At 66.2% G+C, this 18,823-nt stretch carries 18 protein-coding genes; all 18 read right to left on the bottom strand.

Annotation, left to right across the window (positions count from 1 at the left end; all coding sequences use genetic code 11):
• Window positions 1-15 precede the first annotated feature (15 nt).
• Window positions 16-1,167 carry an ATP phosphoribosyltransferase regulatory subunit gene (locus QTI66_RS08475; protein ID WP_286558877.1) on the bottom strand — a complete coding sequence of 384 codons (1,152 nt, stop codon included), beginning with the start codon at window positions 1,165-1,167 and terminating at the stop codon, window positions 16-18.
• 153 nt (window positions 1,168-1,320) lie between these two features.
• Complete coding sequence (locus QTI66_RS08470) at window positions 1,321-1,509, bottom strand: DUF2065 domain-containing protein (protein ID WP_286558876.1); 189 nt, start codon at window positions 1,507-1,509, stop codon at window positions 1,321-1,323.
• A gap of 16 nt (window positions 1,510-1,525) precedes the next feature.
• Window positions 1,526-2,431 carry a protease modulator HflC gene (hflC, locus tag QTI66_RS08465; protein ID WP_286558874.1) on the bottom strand — a complete coding sequence of 302 codons (906 nt, stop codon included), beginning with the start codon at window positions 2,429-2,431 and terminating at the stop codon, window positions 1,526-1,528.
• A 12-nt stretch (window positions 2,432-2,443) separates the two neighbouring features.
• A complete protein-coding gene (hflK, locus tag QTI66_RS08460) occupies window positions 2,444-3,763 on the bottom strand; it encodes an FtsH protease activity modulator HflK (protein ID WP_286558873.1) in 1,320 nt (439 codons plus the stop codon).
• Window positions 3,764-3,845: 82 nt separating this feature from the next.
• Window positions 3,846-5,018 (bottom strand): GTPase HflX, encoded by a 1,173-nt coding sequence (hflX, locus tag QTI66_RS08455; RefSeq protein WP_286558871.1) that lies wholly within the window; start codon window positions 5,016-5,018, stop codon window positions 3,846-3,848.
• A 59-nt stretch (window positions 5,019-5,077) separates the two neighbouring features.
• Window positions 5,078-5,323 carry an RNA chaperone Hfq gene (gene hfq, locus QTI66_RS08450; RefSeq protein ID WP_093378535.1) on the bottom strand — a complete coding sequence of 82 codons (246 nt, stop codon included), beginning with the start codon at window positions 5,321-5,323 and terminating at the stop codon, window positions 5,078-5,080.
• A gap of 151 nt (window positions 5,324-5,474) precedes the next feature.
• A complete protein-coding gene (gene der, locus QTI66_RS08445) occupies window positions 5,475-6,821 on the bottom strand; it encodes a ribosome biogenesis GTPase Der (protein ID WP_286558869.1) in 1,347 nt (448 codons plus the stop codon).
• Window positions 6,822-6,870: 49 nt separating this feature from the next.
• Entirely contained in the window at window positions 6,871-8,013 is a 1,143-nt protein-coding gene (bamB, locus tag QTI66_RS08440; protein WP_286559060.1) for an outer membrane protein assembly factor BamB, read from the bottom strand.
• Window positions 8,014-8,020: 7 nt separating this feature from the next.
• Window positions 8,021-8,701, bottom strand: coding sequence for a YfgM family protein (locus QTI66_RS08435; RefSeq protein WP_286558868.1), 681 nt, complete (start codon window positions 8,699-8,701; stop codon window positions 8,021-8,023).
• 6 nt (window positions 8,702-8,707) lie between these two features.
• Window positions 8,708-9,988, bottom strand: coding sequence for a histidine--tRNA ligase (gene hisS / locus QTI66_RS08430; protein WP_286559059.1), 1,281 nt, complete (start codon window positions 9,986-9,988; stop codon window positions 8,708-8,710).
• 110 nt (window positions 9,989-10,098) lie between these two features.
• A complete protein-coding gene (gene ispG, locus QTI66_RS08425; RefSeq protein ID WP_286558866.1) occupies window positions 10,099-11,394 on the bottom strand; it encodes a flavodoxin-dependent (E)-4-hydroxy-3-methylbut-2-enyl-diphosphate synthase in 1,296 nt (431 codons plus the stop codon).
• The gene (locus QTI66_RS08420) at window positions 11,391-12,308 is read right to left on the bottom strand and encodes a RodZ domain-containing protein (protein ID WP_286558864.1); all 918 of its coding nucleotides are present in this window, start codon (window positions 12,306-12,308) and stop codon (window positions 11,391-11,393) included. Before QTI66_RS08420 ends, ispG begins: the two co-directional genes overlap by 4 nt.
• Window positions 12,301-13,143, bottom strand: coding sequence for a type IV pilus biogenesis/stability protein PilW (gene pilW, locus QTI66_RS08415; RefSeq protein ID WP_286558863.1), 843 nt, complete (start codon window positions 13,141-13,143; stop codon window positions 12,301-12,303). Before pilW ends, QTI66_RS08420 begins: the two co-directional genes overlap by 8 nt.
• A gap of 4 nt (window positions 13,144-13,147) precedes the next feature.
• Entirely contained in the window at window positions 13,148-14,332 is a 1,185-nt protein-coding gene (rlmN, locus tag QTI66_RS08410) for a dual-specificity RNA methyltransferase RlmN (protein ID WP_286558862.1), read from the bottom strand.
• Window positions 14,333-14,349: 17 nt separating this feature from the next.
• Window positions 14,350-14,775, bottom strand: a complete 426-nt coding sequence (ndk, locus tag QTI66_RS08405; protein ID WP_286558861.1) for a nucleoside-diphosphate kinase — start codon at window positions 14,773-14,775, stop codon at window positions 14,350-14,352.
• Between the two features lie 153 nt (window positions 14,776-14,928).
• On the bottom strand, window positions 14,929-16,692 hold the full coding sequence (locus QTI66_RS08400; RefSeq protein WP_286558860.1) for a pseudouridine synthase: 1,764 nt from the start codon (window positions 16,690-16,692) through the stop codon (window positions 14,929-14,931).
• Complete coding sequence (gene scpB, locus QTI66_RS08395) at window positions 16,689-17,714, bottom strand: SMC-Scp complex subunit ScpB (RefSeq protein ID WP_286558859.1); 1,026 nt, start codon at window positions 17,712-17,714, stop codon at window positions 16,689-16,691. The genes QTI66_RS08400 and scpB overlap by 4 nt, the downstream gene beginning before the upstream one ends.
• A 126-nt stretch (window positions 17,715-17,840) precedes the next feature.
• A complete protein-coding gene (locus tag QTI66_RS08390) occupies window positions 17,841-18,794 on the bottom strand; it encodes an RluA family pseudouridine synthase (protein WP_286559057.1) in 954 nt (317 codons plus the stop codon).
• Between the last annotated feature and the right edge of the window lie 29 nt (window positions 18,795-18,823).

The raw sequence follows: 18,823 nt of genomic DNA, 5'->3' as shown, positions 1-18,823 counted from the left end.
AGTTGTTCCAATTGATCAGATAGGTTTCACGCTCCATTGGCCGGCCTGCTCGACGAGCTCGCGGTCGCAATGGAATTCATCGATTTCGCTGTCGTGGCCCGGCAGCACGCAGACCACGGTTTCGCCCTGGCCGCGGAGTTTGGCGATGGCCGAACGCAGCCCCGCCGCATCGCGCCATGGTGCACGGATGGCGGCGCGCAGCGGACGCGCCGGCAGCACGCCGACCAGTTCGCGCACGTCCAGGCTGAAGCCGACCGCCGGACGGTTGCGCCCGAACACGGCGCCGACCTCGTCATAGCGGCCGCCGCGCACCAGCGCATCGGCAGCGCCTTCGACGTAGATGCCGAAGCGCATGCCGCTGTAGTAGGCGTAGCCGCGCAGGTCGGCCAGGTCGAAGCTCACGCGTGCGCCTTCGAGATGCCTGGCGAGCATCCGCAGGTCAGCGAGGGCAGGCAGCACGCCATCGACACCGGCGAGCGCCTGTTGCGCCTCGTCGAGCACCGATACGTCGCCGAACAGCTGCACGAGCGCGAGCAAGCCTTCGCGCGAATCCGATGGAAAGCCGTGCGTGATGCTGCGCAGCTCGCTCGCGTCCTTGGCGGCCAGCGCCGCATGCACGCGGCCAATGACGTCGGCATCCTTCGTCGCACCGGCGAGCAAGGCGCTCACGATGCGCGCATCGGCCATGTCGACGATGGCGCCTTCGCCGATGCCGGCGGCAGCGAGGCAATCCTGCGCAAGGCGCAAGACTTCGATGTCGGCCTCCAGGCCGGCATGGCCGTAGATCTCGGCGCCGAATTGCAGCGGCTCGCGCGTGGCGTGCGGGCGGTCGGGGCGCGTATGCACCACCGGGCCGCAATAGCACAGGCGTGCAACGCCCTGGCGGTTGAGCAGGTGCGCATCGATGCGGGCCACTTGCGGCGTGGTGTCGGCGCGCAGCCCCAGCGTGCGGCCGGAGAGCTGGTCGACCAGCTTGAAGGTCTGGAGATCGAGTGCTTCGCCGGTGCCCGACAGAAGCGATTCCAGATGCTCCAGCATCGGCGGCATCACCAGTTCGTAGCCGTAGCCGCGAGCCGTATCGAGCAAATGACGTCGGAGTTCTTCGATGTGGCGCGCCTCGGAAGGCAGCACATCGGCAATGTGATCCGGGAGAACCCAGGCAGACATGGGAGGCGAGGAACGAATGTCCCGGGGGATATAAAACGTGGATTTTACAGGCCCGCGCGAGGCCTTCTGCCGGTCAACCCGGCGGATCACTGCTTCAGCGCTCCACCTTGCTTCGCGCGACACGAAGTGCGCGCGGCCTGAAGGCGAGCCCGGTTAACTGGACAGCCAGAGCAGCAACAGGCCCACCCCGATGCTGCACAGGCCAAAGAAGCGCAACTGACCGTCGCGCAGTTGCATCAGTTGCGAGAATCCGCGCCGCCAGTTCCGGGGCGAGAAGAATGGCAGCAGGCCTTCGATGACAAAGACCAGCGCCAACGCGCTCCAGAAGACATCGCCGTTCACGCTCGTGCCTGTCCCGTCAGCGGCGCGGAGGGGCGGCGGTGGTCGAACCCGAGCCGTGCATCGAGCGGAAGAAGTCCGACGATGAAGGATCGACGACCAGCACGTCGCTCTTCTTGTTGAAGCTCTGCCTGTAGGCGTCCAGGCTGCGATAGAACTGCGCAAACTGCGCATCGCGGCCGAAGGCCTCGCCGTAGGCGGCTGCGGCTTGCGCGTCGCCCGTGCCCTTGACGGTCTGCGCGTCGCGGTAGGCGTTGGCCACGATCACTTCACGCTGGCGGTCGGCGTCGGCGCGGATCTTTTCGCCTTCGGCAAAACCGGTCGAACGCAACTCGTTGGCCACGCGCTTGCGCTCTGCTTCCATGCGGCGGTACACCGACTCGGTGATGGCCTCGACATAGTCCACGCGCGTGATCCGCACGTCGATCACGTCAACGCCCCACGGCTTGGCGCCCTTGACCACGGCCAGCACTTCGCGCTGCACGTCGGCCATCAGGGCCTCGCGACGCACGGAGATCAGGTCGCGCACCGTGCGCTTGTTGATGTTCTCCTGGAAGGCATTGCGCACCACGCGATTGAGCTGGCTCGCGCCGGCGTTCTCGTCAAGCCCCACGTTCCGGATGTATTCCGTCGGGTTGATGATGCGCCAGCGTACATACCAGTCGATCACCACGCGCTGCTTTTCCGCCGTGAGCATCGGCTCGGTGTCGAGGCTGGCCAGCGTCAGCAGGCGCTTGTCGATGTACGAGACATTCTGGAACGGCGGCGGCAGCTTGAAGTTCAAGCCAGGCTCGGTGATGACTTCCTTGATCTGGCCCAGGGCGTAGACCACGCCGAACTGGCGCTGGTCGACCACGAAAAGCGTGGAACTCAGCAGCGCAAGCGCCACGAGGACGGAGGAAACGATGAATCCGATTCTGTTCATGTCGGTCTTTCCTCAGCGCACGTCGCGATCGCGCGAACGGCCATCGCGGCTGCGGGCGGGGTCACTGGTGCTGGGGACCACGATGGGCGGCGGCGTCGTGCCGGACGCGCTGGCGGTGGGGGCGTCGGGGGACGCCGCAGCGCCTTCCTTGGCCAGTTGCATCAGCTTGTCGACGGGGAGGTACAAGAGATTGGAGCCCTGTTTGGAGTCGATCAGCACCTTGGTGGTGTTGCTGTAGATCTGCTGCATGGCGTCGGTGTACATGCGGTCGCGTGTCACCTGTGGCGCCTTCTGGTATTCGGTGAGCACCTGGCCGAAGCGCTGCGCATCACCTTGCGCCTGGGCGACGATGCGCGCCTTGTAGGCCTCGGCTTCTTCCTTCAGCCGCGAAGCGGCACCCGTGGCGCGGGGCACGACGTCGTTGGCGTAGGCCTGGGCTTCGTTCTTGGCGCGTTCGCGCTCCTGTCCGGCCTTGAGCACATCGTCAAAGGCAGCCTGGACCTGCTCGGGCGGGCGAACACCGCCCTGCTGCAGGTTGATGCCCACGACTTCGACGCCCACCTTGTAGCGGTCGAGGATGGTTTGCATGAGCGCACGAACGCGCGGGGAGATCTGGTCGCGCTCCTCGGCCAGTGCGGCGTCCATCTTCATCTTGCCGATGACTTCGCGCACGGCCGTCTCGGCCACCTGGATCACCGTGTCGGCGGGCGCCTTGCTCTCGTAGAGCCAGTCGCGCGCATTGCTCAGCCGGTATTGCACGGCGAACTTGATCTCGACGATGTTCTCGTCTTCCGTCAGCATGGCCGACTCGCGCAGGCCCGTGGAACGCACGATGCTGTCGCGGCCTACGTCCGCCGAGCGGATCTGCGTGACGAACACCAGTTCATGGCGCTGGATCGGGTACGGCAAGCGCCAATTGAAGCCGGCGCCCACGGTCGTCTTGTAGCGCCCGAACTGCGTGATGACGGCCTGCTGGCCTTCCTGCACGATGAAAAAGCCGGTGCCCAGCCAGATGAGGAGCGCCACGACGGCGACCAGACCCAGGCCGAAGCCCGCGTTCTTCATGTCGGGCTTGAAGCCCCCACCATTGCCGCCGTTGGAGGGCGGCTGGTTGTTGCCGCCGCCGCGCCCGCCGAACAGGCCGCCCAACTTGCGGTTGAAGTCACGCCACAGTTCGTCCAGGTCAGGCGGCCCCTGGTTGGGACCCTGCCCTCGCGGCCGGTTGTTGCCCGGAGGCGGCGGGTCGGCATCGGGCCGATTTCCGGTTGGACGGTCGCCGTTGGACGACTGGTCGTCCCCACGGCCCCACCGTCCATCGTTCAGATTGAACATGCCGGGAATCCGTCTCCACAGTGGCTTTGCATTCATTCGGGTGGCTTTTCTTATCTCTGCTAGTGGCGCCGATTGTGCCCAATCACTGGGCCGCACTATCCAATTCAGCCGTGACCATCGGGGACATCGTCGCGTTCATTGCAACAGTTGCCCGACGCGACAGTTCGGCACGCAGGGCCGGCAAGCCTTCGCCACTGCGGGCACTGAGGAAGATGCGGCCAACCTGCGCGCCTTCAACCTCGACCTCGTCTTCGAGGCGCACAGGGCGCTGGGCTTCGTCGATGGCGTCGAGCTTGTTGAAGATCAGCAGTTGCGGAATGGTGTCGGCGCCGATCTCGCGCAGCACGTCCTGCACTTCGGCCATCTGCTCGGGGTGGTGCGGGTTGGAGGCGTCCACCACGTGCAGCAGCAGGTCAGCATCGACAGCCTCTTGCAGGGTCGCCTTGAAGGCGTCGACCAGTCCGTGCGGCAGGTCGCGGATGAAACCCACCGTGTCGGAAATGGACACCTGGCGCGCCGCGTCGCCGAGGTAGAGCTGGCGCGTGGTGGTGTCCAGCGTGGCGAAGAGCTTGTCCGCGGCATAGGCGCGGGCCTTGACCAGCGCGTTGAAGAGCGACGACTTGCCGGCGTTGGTATAGCCCACCAGTGAGATGTTGAAGGTGTCGCGCCGCTCGCGCCGGCGACGCTGCGTGCCGCGCTGGCGCTGCACTTTGGCCAGCCGCTCGCGGGTGCGCTTGATCGACTCGCCGATCATCCGGCGGTCCAGTTCGATCTGCGTTTCACCCGGACCGCCGCGCGTGCCGATACCGCCGCGCTGGCGCTCCAAATGGGACCAGCGGCGTACGAGGTGGGTGCTGAGGTATTGCAGGCGAGCCAGTTCCACCTGCAACTTGCCTTCATGGCTGCGCGCCCGCTGGGCGAAGATCTCGAGAATGAGGAAGGTGCGGTCGTAGACGGCAACCCCCATGGCGCGCTCGAGGTTGCGCTGCTGGGCAGGACTCAGCGCCTGGTCGAAGATGACTTCGCTCGCGCGATGCATCTCGGCCAGTTCGCGGATTTCATCGGCCTTGCCGCTGCCCACGAAGAGTGCGGCGTCGGGCGCCTTGCGCTTGCAACTGAGACGGGCAACGGGTTCGAGTCCGGCAGTCTGGGCGAGCAGGCCCAATTCTTCGAGCTCACCGTCGAAATGTGGGAGTCCAAAATCAACGCCGACAAGAATCGCGGCGCCGTCCTGGCGGGGAATGTGATCAGACAAGCGGGTTGTGACCGTTCAAAAAAGCGCGGCAGTGGTCGCTGCCGCGCTGTGTGTGCCGGTCAAGCGGCCGCGTCGTCGCTCTCGTTGGCCGAGAAGTTGACCGCGCGTCCCGGCACGATGGTGGAAATTGCGTGCTTGTAGACCATCTGCGTCACCGTGTTGCGAAGCAGAACAACGTATTGGTCGAAGGATTCGATCTGACCTTGAAGCTTGATGCCGTTGACCAGATAGATCGACACCGGTACGTGCTCACGACGCAGGGTGTTCAGGAATGGGTCTTGCAAAAGCTGCCCTTTATTGCTCACGATATTCTCCGTGTTCAAGAAGTTGTTGTTGGATTGGCAACCTTAACACAGGGTTTCCGCGGTGCAGCAAGCGGACACAAAAGCCTTCGAAAAATAACGGCACTTGCGAGCCGGAACTTTTGAAGGCGGTGCCGCTCGTGCGCGCCACCCTTCAATCTTCCTTGTTGGCAAAGGGATTGGTCGAGGTCTTGAATTCAATGCGAAGCGGCGTTCCGACCAGATCGAATTCCTTGCGGAAGCGTCCTTCGAGGAAGCGCTTGTAGGCGTCCGTGACGTGCTCCAGCGAATTGCCGTGGATCACGATCACCGGCGGGTTCATGCCGCCCTGGTGCGCGTAGCGCATCTTGGGGCGGAACATGCCGCCACGCTGGGGCGACTGGAACTGCACGGCCTCCAGCAGCAGGCGCGTGAGCACCGGCGTCGACATCTTGCGCGTTGCCGCCTTGTGCGCCTGGGCAATGGCCTGCCACAACGGGCCCAGGCCTTGCCGCTTGATGGCCGAAATGAAGTGCATCGAGGCAAACTTCAGGAACGGCAGGCGCGTCTCGATCTGGCGATGCAACTGCTCGCGCTGGTAGCTGTCGACCGCATCCCACTTGTTGATGGCGATGACCACGGCGCGGCCGCTTTCCAGGATGTAGCCGGCAATGTGCGCATCCTGGTCGGTCACGCCCTGCGTGGCGTCCAGCAGCAGCAGGACCACGTTGGCCCCTTCGATGGCCTGGAGCGTCTTGACCACCGAGAACTTCTCGATGGCCTCAAAGACCTTGCCCTTGCGGCGCAGCCCGGCCGTGTCGATCAGCTCGAAGCGCTGTCCGTTGCGCTCGAAGGGCACCATGATGGCGTCGCGCGTCGTGCCCGGCAGGTCGAAGGCGACCAGGCGCTCTTCGCCCAGCCAGGTGTTGATCAAGGTGGACTTGCCGACATTCGGCCGGCCCGCCACCGCCAGGCGGATGGGCTTGTTGCCCTCGCCGTCGTCTTCATCCTCGTCGTCGGGATCGGGCAGGTTCAGTGGCTCCAGGGCCAGGTCGACCATGCCGCGAATGCCCTGGCCGTGCGCCGCGGAGACCGCATGCACTTCGCCAAAGCCCAGTTCGTAGAACTCGGCCAGCTTGGCGCTGGCGCTCATGCCCTCGGCCTTGTTGGCGGCCAGCAGGCAGGGCTTGCCCAGCCGGCGCAGTTCGCGCGCAATGTCGTGGTCCTGCGCCGAAAGACCTTCGCGGGCATCGACCACGAAAATGACCACATCGGCCTCGGCCACGGCCTGGCGCGTCTGCTTGGCCATCTCCTTGAAGATGCCGCTGCCCGCGTCCGGCTCGAAGCCGCCGGTGTCGATGACGATGTACTCATGCCTGCCGGCGCGGCCATTGCCGTAGTGGCGGTCGCGGGTGAGGCCAGCGAAGTCGGCCACGATGGCGTCGCGGCTCTGCGTGAGCCGGTTGAACAGCGTGGACTTGCCGACGTTGGGGCGCCCGACCAGCGCAATGACGGGCTTCATGGACGGCCCTTCGAGAAAGCGCAGTGAATGATGGTGCGGGCGAGGTGTGTCATTCGGGTCGGTATCCAAAGACCCCGCCCTTGCGGGTGACGACCACCACGGTATTGGCCGCCACGACCGGGTCGGCCGCGATGGCGGAGCCGTCCGGCGACACGCGATTGAGCGGCGAGCCGTCGTCGCGGTTCAGGAAATGCACAAGGCCGGTGCCTTCGCCGATGACGATCGAACGGCCCACCGACAGCGGCGCCGTCAGCGTGCGGTACTTCAGGAAGTCGGAGGACCAAGCTTTCTCGCCATCGGAGCGACGCCACGCCGTGATGACGCCGTTGGCTTCCGTGCCGTAGATGGCGCTTTCGTTGCCGCTCAGGCCTTCGGAGCCCGATGCCGGCTTGGTCCAGGTGAGGGCGCCGCGCGAGGCGTCGACGCAGCCGACGCTTGCGTAGTACGCACGGGCGCAAATGCTGTCGCCCACACGGCTCACGGTGCCGGTCAGGTCGACCAGGCGCTCCACGTCATTGGTGCCGCGCGGCGACGCGATGGGCGACTCCCAGCGCGAAGAACCGTTGGCGGGGTTGATGCCGACCAGCCGGCCGCCCACGCCGGTGACCAGCGTGTCGCCCACGGCGAGGATGACGCCGGGGCGTTTGAGGACCAGGGTCTCGGCGGGGCGCGTTTGCGTCCAGAGGCGGCGGCCGGTCTGGCCGTCCCACGCGATGGTTGTGCGGTCGGCCGTCTGCACGAAAACGCGTCGACCGGCGACCAGCGGCGGCGTGATGGTTTCAGCGGTGACCCGCTGCTTCCACATCACCTTGCCGCCTTCCAGCGCGACGACTTCGTTGTTGGTCGTCACCACGGCGGCCATCGTGCCGTCGCTTCCGACGCCAGCAGCCAAGGGTGCGCCGGCGCTCGCGCGCCACATCTCGACGCCGTTGCGTGCGTCGATGGCCACCACGGTGCCGTTGGCGGAGGCCACCGTCACCACGTCGCCCGACACATTGGCCACCAACGGGAAGGCGACGTCCGGAATCTTGACGTTCCACGCCTGGCGAATGCCGAGGACGGGCACGTTGGCGGGCAACTCGGTCGGCTTGGGCTTGGAGGTTCCCTGACAGGCCGCAAGCGCAGCCAGCAGCGCAACGGCAGCGCCACCTCGGAGAGTGCGCGCACGGGGCACGAAACGCTTGATGTTCATCATTCGATTACGAATTGTTCTTGACCGGCGCCGCAGCCTTGAGCGTCTGCGGATCAACACCCACCGCATTGAGCTTGATTTCGACAAGGCGACGGTATTCCGCACGCTCGTCAAAGGCGGTCCAGGCCTTCTGGTACTCGGCCTTGGCCTCGTCGCGCTTGCCCTGGGCCATGTAGATGTCGCCCTTGCGATCGGCCACTAGGGCTTCGAATTCCCTGGGCACGGGAGCGGCGAGCTGCTTGAGCGCGTCGTCGTAGGACTTGGCTTCCATCAACTCGGCCGCCAGGCGCAACCTGGCGATGGCTTGGTAGCCCGGATCGATGGCCTTGTCGGACACCCAGGTCAACGCGGCGCGCGATGCGTCGAGGTTGCCCTTGTCGCGCAGCGCCTTGGCGGCGAGCAGGCCGGCCTGCTGTGCGTAGGCGGTACCGGAGAACTTGTCCTTCATGTCCGCCAGCGCGCGTTCGACGCGTGCTGTGTCGCCCGATTCAACGCCGCGTTGCAGTTCGTCGTAGAGCGCGGAGGCGCTGGCCGCCTTGTTGCGTTCGTAGTACTGCCAGCCGTTCCAGCCCATGAACACGAGGGCGGCCAACACGATCACCGCGGTGATGAGGTTGCCGTAGGTGTTCCAGAAGTGCTTGAGCTGGTCGAGCTGTTCTTGTTCTTCGAGGTCGAGATGGGTAGCCATGCGCTGTCAGTCGTTGGAAGCCGATGATTGTAGGTTGCCCGCCCAGGTCGACACGTCGGCAAGCGATCGGGCGACCTGCTGGCCGCTGCCGTCGCGCAAGGACTTGACGGTCACTTCGCCCCGCGCCAGCTCGTCCGCACCAAAAATGAGCGCGAATGCGGCGCCGCTGGCGTCGGCCTTCTTGAACTGTGACTTGAAGCTGCCGAGGCCTTCGGTGGTGCTGGCGTGCATCTGCACCCGAACGCCCGCGTCGCGCAGTTGCTGCAAGGTGCGCAGCGCCAATGGCATGGAGGCCGCGTCGGGGATGACCGCGTAGGCGTCTGGCGCGGGCTCGGCCGACAAGGCGCCCTGCTCTTTCAGCAGTTCGAGCACGCGCTCGATGCCCAGCGCCCAGCCCACCGCGGGAGCCGCCTTGCCGCCGATCTGGACGATCAGGTCGTCGTAGCGGCCGCCGGCGCACACCGTGCCTTGCGAGCCCAGGCGGTCGGTCACGAATTCGAAGACGGTGAGGTTGTAGTAGTCCAGCCCGCGCACCAGCCGCGGATTGATCGTGTAGGCGATGCCGTTGGCGTCGAGGATGGCCTTGAGCCCCGCGAAATGCGCCAGGGATTCCGCGCCAAGGAAGTCGAGCAGACGGGGCGCGGACTCCACCACTTCTTTCATGGCCGGGTTCTTGGTGTCGAGGATGCGCAGCGGATTGCTGTGCAGGCGGCGACGCGCCTCCTCGTCCAGCTTGTCGGCGTGCTGTTCGAAGTGCGCGATGAGCTGGGCGCGGTGCTGCGCACGCTCGGCCGGTTGGCCGAGGCTGTTGAGTTCGAGCCGCACGTCCGTCAGGCCAATGGCCTTCCACAGCGCCGCGGCGAGCAGGATCAGTTCGGCATCCACTTCCGGGCCGGCAAAGCCCAGCACTTCCGCGCCGATCTGGTGGAACTGGCGATAGCGGCCACGCTGCGGCTTTTCGCGGCGGAACATCGGGCCCATGTAGTAGAGGCGCTTGCCGCCGTCGTACAGCAGGTTGTTTTCGACCACGGCGCGCACCACGCTGGCGGTGCTCTCGGGGCGCATCGTCAGGTGTTCGGCCTGTCCGTGCTTGTCGGAGCGGTCCTCGAAGGAATACATCTCCTTCTCGACGATGTCCGTCACCTCGCCGATGCCGCGCACGAAGAGCGCGGTGTGCTCCAGGATGGGCGTGCGGATATTGCGGTAGGCGTAGCGCGACATCACGTCGCGGACGGTGGCTTCGAACGCCTCCCAGCGCGCCGACTCCGGCGGCAGGATGTCGTTCATGCCCTTGACGGCCGACAGCTTTTCGAACTTGGGCGACGCCGCCTTGGCTTTAGGGGGAGAAACGGGCGCCTGCGCGCCCGGTGCTTGCTCTTGGGACATTGTGTGGATGCTCAGACCGTCTCGACGGCCGGTGTCGTGCTGCCGAAGCGTTTTTCGACATAGTTTTCGACCAGTGCGTGGAACTCGTTGGCGATGTTGTCGCCACGCAGCGTGAGGGCTTTTTCGCCGTCGATGAAGACCGGTGCCGCGGGCGCCTCGCCGGTGCCCGGCAAGCTGATGCCGATGTCGGCGTGCTTGCTCTCGCCGGGCCCGTTGACGATGCAGCCCATGACGGCCACCTTCATCGTCTCGACACCGGGGTATTTCTTGCGCCAGACCGGCATCTGCATGCGCAGGTAGTCGTCGATCTGCTTGGCCAGTTCCTGGAAGGTGGTGCTGGTGGTGCGTCCGCACCCGGGGCAGGCGGTGACGCTCGGCACGAACACGCGCAGGCCCAGCGCCTGGAGAATCTCGGTGGCAATCACGACTTCCTGCGTGCGCGCCTCGCCCGGCTGCGGCGTGAGCGAGACGCGGATCGTGTCGCCAATGCCCTCTTGCAGCAAGATGGACAGCGCCGTGGCCGATGCCACCGTGCCCTTGGTGCCCATGCCGGCTTCGGTCAGGCCCAGGTGCAGCGTGTAGTCGCAGCGGCGCGCCAGTTCGCGGTACACCGAGATCAGGTCCTGCACGCCGCTCACCTTGCAGCTCAGCATGATCTGGTCGCCATTCATGCCCATCGACTCGGCCAGCTTCGCGGACTCGATGGCCGAGGTGATGAGCGCCTCGTACATCACCTGCTTGGCATCCCACGGCTCGGCGCGGCGGCTGTTGACGTCCATCAGCTCCGCCAGCAGTTCCTGATCGAGGCTGCCCCAGTTCACGCCGATGCGCACCGGCTTGTTCCAGCGCATGGCGGCGTCGATCATCTGGCCGAACTGCCGGTCCTTCTTGTCGCCCTTGCCCACGTTGCCGGGGTTGATGCGGTACTTGCTCAGCGCCTCGGCGCAAGCGGGATAGTCGGTGAGCAGGCGGTGGCCGTTGTAGTGAAAGTCGCCGATCAGCGGCACGTCGATGCCCATGCGGTCGAGTTGCTCTCGGATGTAGGGCACCTGCGCCGCCGCCTCCGGCGTGTTGACGGTGATGCGCACCATTTCGGAGCCGGCAATCGCCAACTCCTTGACCTGGATCGCCGTGCCGACGGCATCGACCGTGTCGGTGTTGGTCATCGACTGGATGCGCACCGGCGCGCTGCCACCGACGGTGACCACGCGCTGTCCCCACGCGACCTGCGCCTGGCGCGAGCGACGCGGACGCGGCGCTGCCGATTCAATCGGCAGGCATTGCCCTGGAGCCATGTCTTGTGTCATTGCTTGACCTCGAATCGTGCGACGCCGCCGCCGCGGGTGACGGGGCCCAGTTCAAAGGGCTTGCCGCGAAGCTGGACATCGACGCCAGACGCCCGTCCCACGGTAACGCTCAACGGCAGGTTGCCCGAGACGCCGACCTTTTCGCCGGCATTCACGGTGCGGTGCAACAGTTGCTTGCCGCCAGCTTCGGTGACCGACACCCACGACTCCGTGCGAGCGGTGAAGACCAGCAGATCCGTGGGCGGGGGCGCGACCACGGGCGCCGGCGGCGGCGCGACGGCGGGCACCGCGCTGTCTTGCACGGCCATCTGCGTGCCACCGGGCGCACCCATGGGAACACCCGCCGGCACCGGCTCGGTGGAGGTCGGCGGTGGCGCGGAATCCGCGGGGGATGGCGCGCTCTGCTGGCTCACCGCCTGGCCGCGTGCCAGGACATGGTCAACGGTGGCGGAGAACCGGTCCAGCAGCGACTGCGGCAACCAGAAAAGCAAGGCGGCACCCACGAGCAGCAGGCCCACGATGGTCAGCATCGCCTTGGACATGGCGCTCGCGTTGGAGCGTTGCACGCCCGTGTGAAAACTCGCGCTCATGGCACGCTGGCCGCCGCTGAGGCCGGGGCGCGGAGCACCCGGCAGCTTTTCAAGCACGGGCCGCGGGTCGACGCGAAGCGCGCGGCAGACGCTGGCCGCCAAGGCGCGGGCAAACACCGGATCGGGCAGCGCATCGATGTCGTCGGCTTCAAGCGCCTCGATTTTCTGCACAGGCACCTTCAGCGCGGCCGCAACAACCGCCACGTCCAGTCCATGCGCTTCCCGCGCCTGGCGCAACATGTCACCGGCCGACTGGTGGGTGGTGTCGCCGCTGATAAGAGGAACGGCTGCCGAAGCGCCGAACTCACTTGCCCGTTCAATCATTGAAATTTCCGCGTTCGTAGGCCTGCGCTTCCTTCGATTGAGGGAAACGCCGTTGCAACTGGCCCGCCAACTGGGTGACGGCGTCGCGATTGTTGAGGTGACGCTCGACCTTGATGCCGAGCCACAGCGTTTCGGCGTTGGCCGCCTGGCTGTTGTTGACGCGCCGGATGTAGAACTGCGCCCGCGTCCACTCGTCGCGCCGCGTCAAGATCATCGCGAGGTTGTAGCCGATCACCGGGTTGGCGGCGTCAATTTCGTAGGCCTTGGTCAGGGTGCGCTCTGCCTCGGCCATCTCGCCGGCCCGGATCTGGCACACGCCTTCCGTCAGCAGCGTCTTGGCGCGGTCGGTGTAGTTGGGCACGTCGAGGGCGCGATTGAATTGCCGTGTCGCATCCGCATAGCGCTGTTGCTGGCACAGGAGCCAGCCGTAGTTGTGCATGGCGTTGGCGTCGCGCGGATTGAGCGAGATCGCGCGGCGAAAGCTGTCCTCCGCCATGGGGGGATCGTCCAGGCGCATGTAGATGAGTCCGCGCAGGTTGTACGCGTCCGAATAGTTCGGATCGGCCGTGAGGGCCTGCTTGATTTCGTCCAGCGCGACCGTGGTCTGCCCCTGCTCGTAGTAGCCCATGGCCAGCTCGAGCCGCAGGCGTGCCCGCTTGCGACCGGAGGTCTCGTCCGACTCCGTGACGATCTCCGGCTCGGCACCGCGACCGGAATTCAGTACGGGTCCGCTACCCGAAGACTTGTTCGCACATCCGGCAAGAAGGATGGCTGCGAATATGCCAAGCGCGAGCCGACTCGCGGCGACCCATGGGATCGGAAAGGCCATGCTCATCGGGTCAGCGCTCCTGGGCGTCGGGGGTGGTGGTAGAGATCTTGCGGGTGGGATGCAAAACAATGGGACGAACGGCAGCATCTGCCGCGACGCGGCGCTGCGCCATGCGCTCGGCGGCGCGCGTGCGGTCCTTGACGTCGCCTGCCAACTGACCGCATGCGGCGTCGATGTCGTCGCCGCGCGTCTTGCGCACGGTCGTCACCACGCCGGCCTCGCTCAACACCTTGGCGAAGGCTTCCACGCGCGGGCGTGGCGAGCGGATGAGGCCCGATGCAGGAAACGGGTTGAAGGGAATGAGGTTGAACTTGCACGAGACACCACGGCCCGCGTGCTTTTTCACCAGGTCGACCAACTGCCTGGCGTGCTCGGGCTGGTCGTTCACGCCGTCGAGCATGCAGTACTCGAAAGTCACGAAGTCGCGCGGGGCGTGCTCCAGGTAGCGATTGCAGGCGTCAAGCAACTCGGCAATCGGGTACTTTCGATTGAGCGGCACAAGGTCGTCGCGCAAGGCGTCGTTGGGTGCGTGCAACGAAACAGCGAGCGCCACCGGCACATCGGCGCCCAGTCGATCCATCATGGGCACGACGCCCGAGGTCGACACCGTGACGCGGCGGCGCGACAGGCCGTACGCGTTGTCGTCGAGCATCGTGCGCAAGGCGGGAACGAGTGCCGAGTAATTCTGAAGCGGCTCGCCCATGCCCATCATCACCACGTTGGAGATGACGCGTTCGTCGCGCTCCAGGTGCTTGCGCAGGAAGTGTTCGGCAAACCAGAGTTGGGCGGTGATTTCACCCGTGGTCAGGTTGCGGGAAAAGCCCTGGTGGCCCGTCGAGCAGAAGCGGCATCCGACGGCGCAACCGGCTTGCGACGACACGCACAGCGTGCCGCGATCGTCTTCGGGGATGAACACGGCCTCGACCGCGTTGCCATCGCCCACGTCGAACAGCCACTTGATCGTGCCGTCCGAGGATTCGTGCTGGGTGAGCACCTTCAGCGCCTCGACGTGCGCCGTGGTGGCCAGCTTTTCGCGCAGCGACTTCGCCAGATCGGTCATCCGGGTGAAGTCGCTTTCTCCCCGCTGGTGGATCCAGCGGAAGAGCTGCGTTGCGCGGAAACGCTTTTCGCCGAGCCGTTCGCAGAACGCGGCCAAGCCCTCCAGATCGAAATCGAGAAGATTGGTCGTCGTCATTGCGTCAGGCAAAGCGCTCAACGTGCGTAGACGTTGAGACCAGCGAAGAAGAACGACACTTCGACAGCAGCCGTTTCGGGCGCGTCGGAGCCGTGAACGGCGTTGGCGTCGATGCTGTCGGCGAAGTCGGCGCGGATGGTGCCGGCGGCTGCCTTCTTGGGGTCGGTGGCGCCCATCAGGTCGCGGTTCTTGGCGATGGCGTTTTCGCCTTCGAGCACTTGCACGAACACCGGGCCCGAGATCATGAACTCGACCAGGTCCTTGAAGAAGGGACGTTCCTTGTGCACGGCATAGAACTGCTCGGCTTCAGAGCGCGACAGGTGGATGAACTTGGCAGCGACGATCTTCAGACCGGCGGCTTCGAAACGGGAAACGATCTTGCCGATCACGTTCTTTGCAACCGCGTCGGGCTTGATGATGGAGAGGGTGCGTTCGATGGCCATGAATGTTGCTTTCCTGAGCGTTGATTTTGAGGACTATTCGACAAGGAGCCGCCCTGAGGGTTGCACCACCTTGACAAAGCCCATGATTTTAACCGGCCCGGTCCTCACCCCTCGCGCGAGGGGCGAAATACTCGGGAATTGACAAGGCCGGCTTCAGCGACCGCGACGGCGATTGCCGCCGCCACCCTGCCCACCGCCGCCCTGGCCGCCACGGCGTCCGCCGTCGCGCTGCTCCCGCCGTTGCCGCGAGAAGCTGTCGGCGCCGATGTAGCCGAGGGAGGTCTTCATCGGATCGGGCTGGTTGGCACCGCTGGGCTGGCGGTCGCCGCCGCCCTGGCCGGTAAAGCGATCGCCACGGTTGCCGCCGCCCCCGCCGCCTCCTCCTCCACCACCGCCGCCACCGCGCCGCTGGCCTTGCGGAGGACCGCCCGCGTTGCCGGGACCGCGATTGCGCCCCCCGCGGCCGCGTTGACCGTCGCCCATCGGGTTGGGGATTTGCTCGCCCGCGCCGTCGGCACGCGGACCGCCGCCACCCCCGCCGCCGTCACGCTTGCCGCGCCGGCGCTTGTTCCGGTTGTTGCGGCCTCCGCCGCCTTCCTGATCGGGTGCGCGTTGCGGACGCTCGCGCATGCCGCCGGAAGCCTGGAACAGGGCCCGGATGTCGGCCTCGTCCAGTTCCATGAAGGCACCGCGCTTCAGGCCGCGCGGCAGCACCATGGCGCCGTAGCGGATCCGGATGAGGCGGCTGACGGCATGGCCGACGGCCTCGCACATCCGGCGCACTTCGCGGTTGCGCCCTTCCGAGATGGTCACGCGGTACCAGCAATTGGCGCCTTCGCCGCCGCCATCTTCAATGGAGCCGAACTGCGCCATGCCGTCGTCCAGGCGCACGCCGTCGAGCAGCTTCTGCTTTTCTTCCTTGCTCAGCGCGCCCAGTACCCGAACCGCATACTCGCGCTCCAGGCCGAATCGCGGGTGCATCAACTGGTTGGCCAGCTCGCCCGAACTCGTGAACAACAGGAGGCCTTCGGTGTTCAGGTCAAGACGCCCGACCGATTGCCACTTGCCTTGCTGCAGGCGCGGAAGCTTGCGAAAAACAGTGGGCCGGTTTTGCGGATCGTCATGCGTGACCACTTCGCCAGCCGGCTTGTGATACGCGATGACGCGCGCCGGCGGCGGCGCAATGCGGTAGCGAATGGGCTTGCCGTTGATCTTGACCTGATCGCCGTACTGGATGCGTTGCCCGATGTGCGCCGGCTCGTTGTTGACGGAGATCCGGCCCTGCAGAATCAGTTGCTCCATCTCCAGGCGCGAACCGAGTCCGGCCTGCGCCAACACCTTGTGAAGCTTGGGGGAATCGGCTTCCGGCAACAACACGCGCTTCAGGGGCGCGACGTCCGGGCTCTCTTCGTCGGCATCGAATTGACCCGACACCACGTCGACAAAGCGGATGGGCTCCGGCGGCGGCGCGTTGCGCTGTTCGCGTTGGGCGGCACGACGGGCACGGTCGAGGTCGTCCTCTTCCTCGTCCGGCTCTTCCTCGTCTTCGTCGATGTCGTCATCCTGATCGTCTGCACGGGCCGGCTGGGCGGCCGGGGCAGGCGCTGCAACGGGCTCAGGCGTCGCTTCAGGTGTCGCGACCTGCACAGGCTCCGGCGCGAAGGACGCTTCTGGCGCCGGCTCTTCAGACAATGGCGGCTGGGCCACTGCGCCCTCTTCACCCTCTGGCGCCACGGCTTCCACCGTCTTTTTCCGGCGCGGGCGGCGCTTGCGCGGGGCGGTTTCGCCTGCGTTGTCGGCGGTCGCTTCCGGCGCCGGCGAGGCGGCGGCGTCCCCGGCCGGAGATGCCATCGCGGGCGACTCCTCCACCTTGGGCGCGTCTGTCGGCACGGGGACTTCAGGATTTACTGGTGTCATGGTTGGGTTCCGGAGCGCGCGGTGGCGGGGGTATCGTCGTCTTCTTCAGTGGGATCGGGCGCCCCAAGGGACGTGGCGGGCCGCTCGGCAATCGCGTCTTCGCCAGGCGGCGATTGCAGGGATGGCGCACCGGGCAATTGCGTGGGGGTAGCTTCGTCCGCCGGCGTTTCAGCGGGGGGGAGGTCCACCTCGGACGGCACGGCCGAGACCTCGTCGAATTTGGCCGACTGGGCTGCGACCGCCTCGGCTCTGGCCGGCTCGGCCGGGAGTGTGTCGACTTCGGTCGGAACAGCCGGGACCGCATCGACCTCCGCCGCTTCTGTCGCGCCTTGCGCCGGCTCGGCCGACGCCGGGACGGCATCAACTGCCACCGCCTCTTCTGGAGCGGACTCAACCACTGATGCCAGCTCGCTGCTGTCAAGGGCTGCCGCCAGCACCGGCTCATCAATCGGCAGCGCGCCCTGCTCAGCCGCCGCAGTGGCCAACGCATCGACCAGCGCGCCTTGCTGGGCGGGCGTCTCGATCAGCGGAAGCTGGTCCAGCGACGCCAGGCCCAGATCGTCCAGGAACTGGCGGGTGGTGGCATAGAGGGCCGGCCGGCCCACCGTTTCGCGGTGGCCGATGACTTCCACCCAGTTGCGATCTTCCAACTGCTTGAGGATCTGGGAGTTGATGGTCACGCCGCGAATGTCTTCCATGTCGCCGCGGGTCACCGGCTGCCGATAGGCAATGATGGCCAGCGTTTCGAGCGCGGCGCGCGTGTAGCGCGGGGGCTTTTCAGGGTGCAGCCGGTCGAGGTGGTCCCGCATTTCGGGACGGCTCTGAAAGCGCCAGCCGCTGGCCACGCTCACAAGTTCCAGGCCGCGCTGCGTCCATTCGTCCTGCAGTTCGACAAGAAGCGACTTGATCGTGTCGGCGCCGAGTTCGTCGTCGAACAGCACGCGCAGTTCGCGCACCGGCAACGGCTGGGCCGAACAGATCAAGGCGGTTTCGAGAATGCGCTTGGCATCCGCCGTATTCATGGTTCGCGTTTTCCGGGATGGCGCCGGGGCGGCGCGCGTTCAGGTGGAAGTTAAGGGGGCGTTGCCGGCGCTTGGCAAGAACAACGCAGGGCCGGCACGGTGTGGCCGGCGAGGCCCTGGGGGCCATCACGCGCGATTGTAGTCCAGGCCCCAGGCGCGCATCGCCTGCGCGACGTCTTGCGGTGGTTCGGACGCAAAAGACAGGGCTTCACCTGTCACCGGATGGTTGAAGGCCAGCTTGAACGCGTGCAGCGCCTGTCGGTTCAAGCCTTCTGCCGGCGCCCCGCCATAAAGGGCGTCGCCCACCAGCGGATGGCCGATGGACGCCATGTGAACGCGGATCTGGTGCGTACGCCCCGTTTCGAGGGTGCAGCGCACCGCGCAGCCGACATCGTTGCTGTCCAGGTGCTCGATCAGGGTGCGCGCTGGCTTGCCCGAATGACGGGCCAGATCGACCACGGCCATGCGCAGGCGGTTGCGTGGATCTCTTCCGATGGGCGAGTCGACGTGGCGCGCGGCGGCGCCCTGCCAGCTGCGATGCGCCATCGCCAGGTATTGGCGCGTGACTTCGCGCGCTGCGATCATCGCCACCAGGGAATCCATGGTGGCGCGCGTGCGCGCGACGACCATCAGGCCGCTGGTGTCGCGGTCGAGCCGGTGCACGATGCCGGCGCGCGGCAGGTTCGCGGCCTGCGCGTCGAGCGCGAGAAGGCCGTTGAGCAGCGTGCCGCTCCAGTTGCCCGGCGCCGGATGAACGACGAGCCCGACCGGCTTGTCGATGACGCGCAGGTGGGCGTCTTCGTGCACCACCTTGAGGTCCATCGCCTCTGGCTTGAAGGCTTGGCTCTGCGGCGTCGGTCGCAGTTCGATGCTGCCCGCATCCGCCGCATGAACGGTTGCGGACGGCTTCATGACGGGCCGCCCCTTCAACTGGACGGCGCCCGCTTCGATGAGTTGGCGCAGGTAGCTGCGCGAGAACTCCGGGATCAGCTCGGCCAGGGCGCGATCGAGACGCGCGTTGTGGTGCGCCGCGGAGATGACGAAGTCCCGCGTCTCGCTCGCATCCACCGGATCCCCCATGATTTCATCCGGGGCATCGTGGCCGTCGT

It is taken from the genome of Variovorax brevis (assembly GCF_030317105.1).
Classification (GTDB): domain Bacteria; phylum Pseudomonadota; class Gammaproteobacteria; order Burkholderiales; family Burkholderiaceae_C; genus Variovorax; species Variovorax brevis.
The sequence above is the reverse complement of the archived record's forward strand: the minus strand, read 5'-3'. Positions and strand labels throughout refer to the sequence as shown.